At 71.6% G+C, this 8,488-nt stretch carries 6 protein-coding genes; 1 reads left to right on the top strand and 5 read right to left on the bottom strand.

Features of this window, described 5'->3' with window-relative positions; genetic code table 11:
- Nucleotides 1–104: 104 nt before the first annotated feature.
- The 5 genes from ACLQ26_RS16145 to ACLQ26_RS16125 are packed head-to-tail and all read right to left on the bottom strand — an operon-like array spanning nucleotide 105 to nucleotide 7,571.
- Complete coding sequence (locus ACLQ26_RS16145) at nucleotides 105–2,405, bottom strand: glycoside hydrolase family 27 protein (RefSeq protein ID WP_425745167.1); 2,301 nt, start codon at nucleotides 2,403–2,405, stop codon at nucleotides 105–107.
- A 46-nt stretch (nucleotides 2,406–2,451) separates the two neighbouring features.
- Nucleotides 2,452–4,539 carry an alpha-galactosidase gene (locus ACLQ26_RS16140; RefSeq protein WP_425745166.1) on the bottom strand — a complete coding sequence of 696 codons (2,088 nt, stop codon included), beginning with the start codon at nucleotides 4,537–4,539 and terminating at the stop codon, nucleotides 2,452–2,454.
- The gene (locus ACLQ26_RS16135; RefSeq protein WP_425745165.1) at nucleotides 4,536–5,357 is read right to left on the bottom strand and encodes a carbohydrate ABC transporter permease; all 822 of its coding nucleotides are present in this window, start codon (nucleotides 5,355–5,357) and stop codon (nucleotides 4,536–4,538) included. Before ACLQ26_RS16135 ends, ACLQ26_RS16140 begins: the two co-directional genes overlap by 4 nt.
- Complete coding sequence (locus ACLQ26_RS16130) at nucleotides 5,357–6,274, bottom strand: carbohydrate ABC transporter permease (RefSeq protein ID WP_425745164.1); 918 nt, start codon at nucleotides 6,272–6,274, stop codon at nucleotides 5,357–5,359. Before ACLQ26_RS16130 ends, ACLQ26_RS16135 begins: the two co-directional genes overlap by 1 nt.
- 1 nt (nucleotide 6,275) lies before the next feature.
- Nucleotides 6,276–7,571 (bottom strand): ABC transporter substrate-binding protein, encoded by a 1,296-nt coding sequence (locus tag ACLQ26_RS16125; protein ID WP_425745163.1) that lies wholly within the window; start codon nucleotides 7,569–7,571, stop codon nucleotides 6,276–6,278.
- A gap of 158 nt (nucleotides 7,572–7,729) precedes the next feature.
- Between ACLQ26_RS16125 and ACLQ26_RS16120 the strand changes: the two genes are divergently transcribed.
- Nucleotides 7,730–8,476 carry an SDR family NAD(P)-dependent oxidoreductase gene (locus ACLQ26_RS16120; protein ID WP_425745162.1) on the top strand — a complete coding sequence of 249 codons (747 nt, stop codon included), beginning with the start codon at nucleotides 7,730–7,732 and terminating at the stop codon, nucleotides 8,474–8,476.
- The last annotated feature ends 12 nt before the right edge of the window (nucleotides 8,477–8,488 follow it).

Genomic DNA, 8,488 nt, shown 5'->3' with positions numbered 1-8,488 from the left:
TACGCGTGTGGGGCGGGGCGCCCCCCCCGCCCGCCGGCGCCGCCGCCCGCCGGGGGGGGGGGGGGGGGGGGGGGCCCCGGGGCGGCCCCCCGCCACCCTGCGGATCAGAGGACGATCTGGTGTACCCGGTCGTCCGCGCCACGCACGGCCAGCCAGGCGCTGCCGTTGGCACCCGCGGCGGCTCCCGGAGCGCCCCGGAACGCGTCGGTGGCGAACTCGCCGCGGCGGAACCAGCCGCCCCACGACCCGTCGGTCAGGTTGCGCTGCCACAGCCGGTTGTCGGCGGCCAGCGCGAACAGGTAGACCCGCCCCGAGGTGGCGAGCAGCGTCGGGCTACCGCTTGTGGTGCCACCCAGGTTGGTCCAGGCCGACCAGGTGGCGCCGGTCCGGCTGCGCCACCACACCTCGTCGGTACGGCTGCGCACGGCCACGTGCAGCACACCGGCGTCGTCGACGACAGCGCTCGGCCTTCCGTAGATCGGCCTGTCGTCGGGAGCGCCGATGCCGCTCCAACCGCCGGTCTGGGTACGCGACCAGAGCTTGCCGTCGGCGCCACGGACGACGAGCGTCCACTGTGTGGGGCTGGTCCACGCCACCGTCGGGCCGTCGGTAAGCGTGCCGCCGAGGCTCTGCCACCGCCCCCATTTTCCGGCGACGTAACTGCGCTGCCAGGCGGCGTTGTCGGTGCCGCGGACGAACACGTCGATCCGCCCGTTGGCCGAGGCGTACGCGGCCGGCTGGCCGAGGATCCGGCCGCCGACCGGGCCGCCGAGCGAGGTCCACCCGGTTCCCCACGTCGTGCCGGAGCGGGGGTTGACCGCAAGCGCGCCCTGCGCGTCGCGGACGAAGGCCATGGCGTGCGTGTCGTCCACCCGGACCAGCGCGGGGCTGGCGCTGGCGGTACCGCCGAGGTTGGTGCCGGCGACCTGGTCGCTGCCGGCGAGGCCGAGCATGGCCACGCCGTGCGCCGGAACCTCAACTGTGTACGAGCCGCTGAACGGCTGCACGCCCGGGGTGTTCGGCTGGGCGTCCACGTCGGCGCGGGCCCACAGGTCACGAACACGGACCGATCCGCCGAGCGCGACGTCGGCGAAGGTCACGGTGATCCGCTGGGCGGTGTCGTGCCTGTTGAGCAGCGCGACCGCCCGCTTGCCGGGCCCGGTGAGCACCTTGCTCCACACCTGCGCGTCGGTGCCGGTGTCGGCGACCTTGACGCCCTGTCGGACCAGCGGGTCCTGGTCAACCGCGATGATCTCGGGGTTGGTCAGCGCCGAGATCATCTCGCTCGGCAGGCCGCGCGGGTCGGAGCCGATCACCAGCGGCGCGGCCATGATGGCCCACATGCCGAGCTGCGTCTTGGACTCCTCCAGGCTCAGCTCGTACCCGCCGTCGGGCAGCGGTCGCATCGGCAGCAGGTAGTCCGGGTCGTTGTAGTGCCCCGGCCCGGTGGCCGCCGGGTGGTACGCGTTGACGTCCATGTTGCGCAGCACCCACGGGTACGCCCACTGCGGGCTCGGGTCGGTCAGGCCCACGTCGGTGTACGTCCGCCACGAGTCGGCGATGGTCGGCGCGTACGTGTAGCTCCAGGTGGAGAGCTGCTCCGGGGTGTACGGGCCGCCACCCCAGTCCGAGCTGACCGGGTTGCAGATGTTGAGCAGCATTGGCCGGGGCGACTTGCGTACCGCCTGCGCCAGCTCGCGGAACGTGGCCTCCGGGTCGAGGCCGGCGGCCCGGCCGCACAGCCAGTCGGCCTTGAGGGCGTCGAAGCCCCAGCCGGCGAACTGCGCGATGTCGGCCTGGTAGTGGCCGTTGCTGCCGAGCCCACACTGCCCCGGCAGGTACGGGCCGGCGTCGGTGTAGATGCCGGCCTTCATCCCCAGGCTGTGGATGTACGCGGCCAGCGCGGCCATCCCGCCCGGGAAGCGGGCCGGGTCGGCGACGAGCTGACCGGCCTCGTTGCGCGGGGTGGGCGCGGCCCAGTTGCCGTCGATCCAGACGTACGTGTAGCCGGCGTCGCGCAGGCCACTGCGAACCATGTGGTCGGCGACCGACCTGACCTCGGCCTCGGTGGGGTCGCCACCGAGGCCGAAGTAGGTGTTCCAGCCCTGGTAGGGCGTCGGGGCGAGCCCACTGTCGAAGAACGTGGGCGCGCCCTGGTCCTCGGCTCCGGCGCCGGCCGGCGTGTGGCCGGGACGACCGGGACCGTGACCAGCCTGGGGTGGGCCAGCCTGGAGTGGGCCACCCTGGAGTGGGCCGGCCTGGAGTGGGCCGGCCTGGGGTGGGCCGGCCTGGAGTGGGCCGGCCTGCGGGCCGGCGTGGGGCGGAGCGGCCATGGCCGCTGTGGGGCTGGCCAGGCCCAGGCCGAGCACGGCCAGGGCGGCGGTCAGCTGTCGGTTCAGGCGCATGGAGGTACTCCTGTCCCTCGGGGGTGGGGGTGGTGGTGCTCCGGCCTCAGTCGCGGGTCAGCACGATGAGGTCGGCGTCGCGGGTCGCGCTCCACTGCACGGGCAGGCCGACGGCGCCGAGGTGGCTGCCCGAGTAGTGCCGCTCGCCGTCGGAGTAGCGGGCCGCCGGGTCGAGGCCGCGCAGCGGCAGCCGGACCGGGCGTGCCGGAAGCAGGCCGGCGCCGTCGAGCCGGCCGGTGTGCCAGGCCAGCACGACCACCCGACGCTGGTCCGGCGCGGTGTACTGCACCGCGCAGCGGGCCTGGTCGGGGCCGCCGATCAGGTGCACCTCGCCGCGCGTGACGACGTCGCGGATCTCCTTGTAGCGGGCGATCCAGTCGGCCGCCTCGGCCCGCTCGGCGGGAGTCCACGCCCGGATGTCCGCGCCGATGCCCAGCACGCCGGCCATCGCCAGCACGAACCGGAACGCCAGCGTTCGCGGGCGGGGATCGAACAGGCCGGGCGCGTCGGTGACCCAGGAGCTGAGCAGGTGCGGGGCGTTGGCGTGCAGGAAGCCGTACTGGATGGCCAGCCGGTCCAGCGGGCCGGTGTTGTCGCTGGGCCAGAAGACGTCGGCGCGGGCGGCCATCGCCAGATCGGTCCGTCCGCCGCCGCCGGCACACGCCTCGATCAGCACACCGGGGTGGTCCCGGCGCAGCCGCTCGTAGATGCGGTGCAGGTTGGCGACGTGCGCGCCGTCCAGGTCGAGCGGGCCGACACCGCCGGGGCGACCGGGCTCGGTACGCGGCCTGTTGAAGTCCCACTTCAGGTAGTCGATGTCGTACCGACGCAGCAGGCCGTCCACGGTGGAGTGAACGAACTCGGCGACCTCGGGTCGACCCAGGTCGAGCAGGTACTGGTTGCGGACCGGGGTGAGCGGTCGGCCGTCCACGGCGTACACCCAGTCCGGGTGCTCGGCGTACAGGGCCGACTTCGGGTTGACGCACTCCGGCTCCACCCAGAGCCCGAAGTTCAGCCCGAGCGCGCGGACCTCGGCGATGAACGCGTCGAAGCCGGCGGGGAACTTGGCCGGGTCGGGCGTCCAGTCGCCCAGGCCGGCCGTGTCGTCGTTCCGGCCGACGAACCAGCCGTCGTCCACCACGAACGTCTCCACGCCCAGCTCGGCGGCGATCCGGGCGAGCGCCAACTGACTCTGCGCCTCGACGGCGAAGTAGGTGGCCTCCCACGAGTTGTAGAGCACCGGGCGCGGAGTGAGCCGGTCGCCGGCCAGCAGCCGCTGGTGGGTGTGCCAGACCCGGGCCAGCCCGTCCAGGCCGTCCGGGCTGTACGCGCCGGTGACCACCGGCAGGCTCAGCCGCTCGCCGGCTGCCAGCTCGAGCGGGCCGTCGACCAGTTGCCGGCCGGCCCGCACCCGGGTCAGGCCGCCGGTGTCCCGCTCGGCGCTGATCTCCCACGAGCCGGTCCAGGCCAGGGCCATCCCCCAGGCCGGACCGGCCGGCTCGGCGGTGTCGCGCACGGCCAGCCAGGGCACGTGCAGGTGCCCGGGTACGCCCTGGGAGCTGCCGATGCCGAACGTGCCGTGGCCCAGCTCGACGTGCGAGAGCTGGAACTCCTGCGACCACTGCCCCCACTGGTGGCTGAGCAGCGCGCCATGCGGCGTCGGTACGCAGAAGCCGCCCGAGCCTGCGCGGATGACCCGCAGCGCGTCGGCGCCATCGTTGCTCAGCTCGACCCAGCGCTGCACCACGTCGGTGCCTTCGGGCACCCGGTAGTGCACTGTGGCGCGCAGTCCGGTGACCGGGTCGGCGAAGTCGACTGCCAGCTCCCGCTGGTCGGCGTCGATCCGCGCGTCGGTGTGCACGAAGCCCACCCGGCGCTTCCCGTCCACGGTCTCGATCACCAGGTCGGCGCCAGTGAACGGGCGGTCGGCGTCGGTGGCGTACTCGATGGGGGCGGCGTCCCCGGCGGTGAGGAACGGCACCGGCCCGTCGTAGGCGACAGGCGACGGCCCGTCGGAGACGCCCTGCGGCCCCCACGCGACAAGTTCCAGCCAGCGCCCGTGCGTGGGCACGGCAACCGTGTACTCGGTGTGCGCGCCGCGCAGCGTCCAGCGCTGCCCGGTCACGGCGGTCACTTGACGGCTCCGAGTGCCAGGCCGGAGACGAAGTGCCGCTGGAAGCGCAGGAACACCGCGACTGTGGGAACGGCCGCGATGACCGTGCCGGCGGCGATGACGTTCCAGGACGAGACGAACTGCCCCTGGAGGCCGAGCAGCGCCGGGGTGACAGGCATGTTGTCGTCGGTCCGCAGCACTGTGATCGCCCACAGCAGGTCGTTGAAGATCCACGTGAAGGAGAGCGCGCCGAGGGCAGCCAGCGCGGGACGGGTCAGCGGCAGCATCACCCTCGTGAAGATCTGCGCGGTGCCGGCCCCGTCGATGGTGGCCGCCTCCTGGATCTCGCCCGGCAGGTCCCGCATGAACCCGTGCAGGACGAACGTGTAGAAGCCGAGCCCGAAGCCGACCTGCACCGCGATCAGCGCCCAGAGCGTGTCGTACAGGCCGGTCAGCTCGCTGAACTTCGCCACCGGGATGAGCAGGATCTGCGGTGGCAGCAGGTTGCCGGCGAGCATCAACAGCAGGATCGTCCGCCGCCCGGGGATCCGGAACCGACTCAGCGCGAACGCGGCCATCGCCGCAAGGCCGAGACTCAGCACCACCGACGGGACGGTCACCACCATGCTGTTGATCAGTGCCCGCAGCTCGCCCCCGTCCGTCCACGCCTGCCGGTACGTGTCCAGGGTGAACGACCGGGGCAGGCTGCCCACCCCGTGCGCGGCGATGTCGTCGAACGACCGGGTGGACATCACCACCACCCAGAGCACCGGACCCAGCCAGAGCAGCGACAGCAGGATCATGCCGGTGTGCAAGGCCCCGGTACGGAGCTTGTTCATCACGCTTCCTCCCGGAACGCGCGGACCAGGTAGCCGAGGATGACCGCCAGCGCGAGCACGAAGATCACGACGGCGATGGCGGAGGCGTAGCCCAGCCGCAGGCTCTGGAACGCGGTCGAGTACATGTAGGTGCTCAGCAGCTCCGACGAGTGGTACGGGCCGCCCTTGGTGAGCGACCAGACGATGTCGAAGGAGCGCAGCGAGTCGATCACGATGACCGAGAGCACGACGGCGTTGACCCCCTTGAGCTGGGGAATTGTCACGTGCCGCAGCCGCTGCCAGGAGTTGGCGCCGTCCATCCGGGCCGCCTCGTGCAGCGCCGGGTCGATGGCCTTCAGGCCGGCCAGGAACAGCACCATGACGTACCCGATCTGCCGCCACAGGGCCGGCAGGATCACCGCGTACAGGGCGGTCTGCGGGTCGGCGAGCCAGGGCCGGATCAGGCTCTCCAGGCCGACGGCCCGCAGGATCGTGTCGGCGATGCCGTCGGGTTGGTAGAACACGCGCCAGACCAGCGCGGTCACCACGAGCGAGAACACCACAGGGGTGAACAGCGCGGCCCGGTAGAAGCCGACCCCGCGCCGCTCCTTCTGCAGGACCAGCGCCATGCCGAAGCCACCCAGCACGGAGAGGCCGCCGAAGAGCACAAGCCAGATGACCGTGTTGACGAGCGCGCCCCGGAAGGTGGCGTCGCCGGCCAGCTCGACGTAGTTGTCGGTGCCGACGAAGGCCGGCGGCGACATCCCGTCCCAGCGGGTGAGCGAGAACCAGAAGCCCTGGAGCGCCGGCCAGAACACCCAGACGCTCTCGACCGCGAACGGCACCAGGACGAACGCCACCAGCAGCGGTGACAGTCGGGCCGACCGTCGCCGCCGCCGGATGGGGGTGACCGAGGTCGTGGAGATCGTTGCTGTCACGTCAGCCCTTGAAGACCTTCTCGGCGCCGGCCTGCCACTCCCGCAGGATCGCGTCGATCTGGTCCGGCTTGTCGATGAACTTGGTGAGAGCGGTGTCCGCGGTCGGTTGGAGCGCGTCGCTGGAGTCGCGGTTGAAGAACTGGGTCAGCTCCTTGGCCTCGTCCAACATCGCCTTGCCCTTGACCACCAGCGGCGAGTCGGACGCCTTGGCCTTCGGGTTGGCCGGCAGGACGATGCCGGAGCTGGCCTTGACGTACGCCTCCTGCGCCTCGGTCGAGGCCAGGTAGCTGAGCAGGGCCCGGGTGCCGGTCGGGTTGGCGGTCTTCGCGCTGGCGAAGAAGCCGTCCGTCGGCGCCTCCTCGGCGAGCGGCACCGCCGGATCGATGATCGGGAACCGGAAGAAGTCCAGGTCGCCGAGGGCGTCCTTGGGGGCGGCGTCGGCGAAGAACGTGCCGATCAGGAACATCCCCGTCTTGCCGGCCAGCAGTGCGGTGGTCGCCTCCTGGAACGGGTACGCCTTGCCCTTGGGGTCGAAGTAGGGCAGGGCCTCCCGCCAGCGGGTGAACACCGCCTTGACCTTCGGGTCGTCGAAGCGCTGCTTGCCGGCGAGCAGCTCCCGGTGGAACTGGGCGCCGTTGATGCGGATGTTGAGGTAGTCGAACCAGGCCGAGGCGACCCACGGGGTGTCGCCGAGGCCGATGCCGATCGGGGGGACGCCCTTGCTCTTCAGCGTCTCGCAGACCGCCAGGAACTCGGTCCAGGTCTTCGGCTCCTGCACGCCCCACTTGGCGAAGTTGGACTTGCGGTAGAAGAAGCCCCACCAGTAGTTGTTCATCGGCACGAAGATCTGCTTGCCGCTGGCGTCGGTGGAGAGGGTGCGCAGCGACTGAGGGTAGTCGCCCAGCGACTTCCAGACGTCGGAGACGTCCAGCAGCAGGTTCTTGCTGGCGTAGTCGTTGGCCACCGAGCCCGCGTACCAGGTGTAGAGGTCCGGCGGGTTCGCCGAGGTGAGGTACGTCGGAAGCTGGGTCCGGAAGGTCTCCGAGGCGATCGTGTTGAGGCTCGCCGTGCCCTTGCCCTGCTTGTTGAACGTCTCGATCAGCTTCTCCATCGCCGCCTTGGCCTGCGGCGAGGAGAGGTTGGACTGGATGGTGACCGCGCCCGAGCCGTTGCCCGCGGCCGGCCCGCTGGCGGAGCTGGCGCACGCGCTGAGGAACGAACTCGCGCCGAGCGCACCCAGGCCCGCGAGCCCGAGGTGGCCAAGGAATCGCCGGCGACCGGGGTCGAAGTCGCTCACGGTGGTGTCCTTCCTCTACGACACGCAGCGTCACGACGCGATGTGTCGGCCAGGTGAATGTGTGTGACCAGAAGGTTGCATCGGCCGTCGCCGGCTGTCAAGATATCTTCGTAATTAATGATTAGATGAGATCAGGCGAGGGTCAGGTGGATCAGCCTATGCGCCGGCTTGAAGGCAAGAACGCGCTGGTCACCGGCGCAATGGGCGGGATCGGCGCGGCCATCGCCCGGCGACTGGCCACCGAGGGCGCGGCTGTCGCACTGCTCGACGTGGCCGACACGACCCCGCTCGCCGAGGAACTGACCGCTCGCGGCGATCGCGCACTGTCCGTAGTGGGCGACGTCAGTGAGGAGGCCGACTGGACGGCCGCCGTCACCGCCGTACGAGCCGACCTCGGCCCGGTCGACATCCTCGTCAGCACCGCGTACGCCGTGCGGGTCGCCCCGGCCCACGAGACCAGCCGGCAGTCCTGGGACCACCAACTCGGCGTCAGCCTCACCGGCTCGTTCCTCGGCGTCCGCGCCTGCCTGGACGACCTGCGGGCCCGTGCGGGCGCGGTGGTGCTGATCTCCTCCGTGCACGCTCTGGTCGGGCTGCCCGGCCGGCCCGCCTACGCGGCGGCCAAGGGTGGGCTTGTCGCGCTCGGCCGGCAACTCGCCGTCGAGTACGGGCCGCAGGTGCGGGTCAACACAGTGCTGCCCGGTCCCATCCTCACCGCCGCCTGGGCCGACGTGTCCGAAGAGGACCGCCGGCGCAGCATCGCCGAGACCGTGGCGAAGCGCTTCGGCACCCCGGACGAGGTTGCCGCGACAGTCGCCTTCCTCGCCTCGCCGGACGCCGACTACGTCACCGGCGCGAGCCTCGTGGTGGACGGTGGCTGGACAGCGGTGAAAGCCTCGGCCTGAGAGATCGATACC

This window comes from Micromonospora sp. DT43, assembly GCF_049841645.1.
Classification (GTDB): domain Bacteria; phylum Actinomycetota; class Actinomycetes; order Mycobacteriales; family Micromonosporaceae; genus Micromonospora.
This window is presented reverse-complemented; position numbering and strand designations above follow the sequence as displayed.

Excerpts from the sequence above, each read along its gene's own strand:
- ACLQ26_RS16135 (WP_425745165.1), bottom strand. The coding sequence starts at position 5,357 with ATGAACAAGCTCCGTACCGGGGCCTTGCACACCGGCATGATCCTGCTG.
- ACLQ26_RS16145 (WP_425745167.1), bottom strand. The coding sequence starts at position 2,405 with ATGCGCCTGAACCGACAGCTGACCGCCGCCCTGGCCGTGCTCGGCCTG.
- ACLQ26_RS16120 (WP_425745162.1), top strand. The coding sequence starts at position 7,730 with ATGCGCCGGCTTGAAGGCAAGAACGCGCTGGTCACCGGCGCAATGGGC.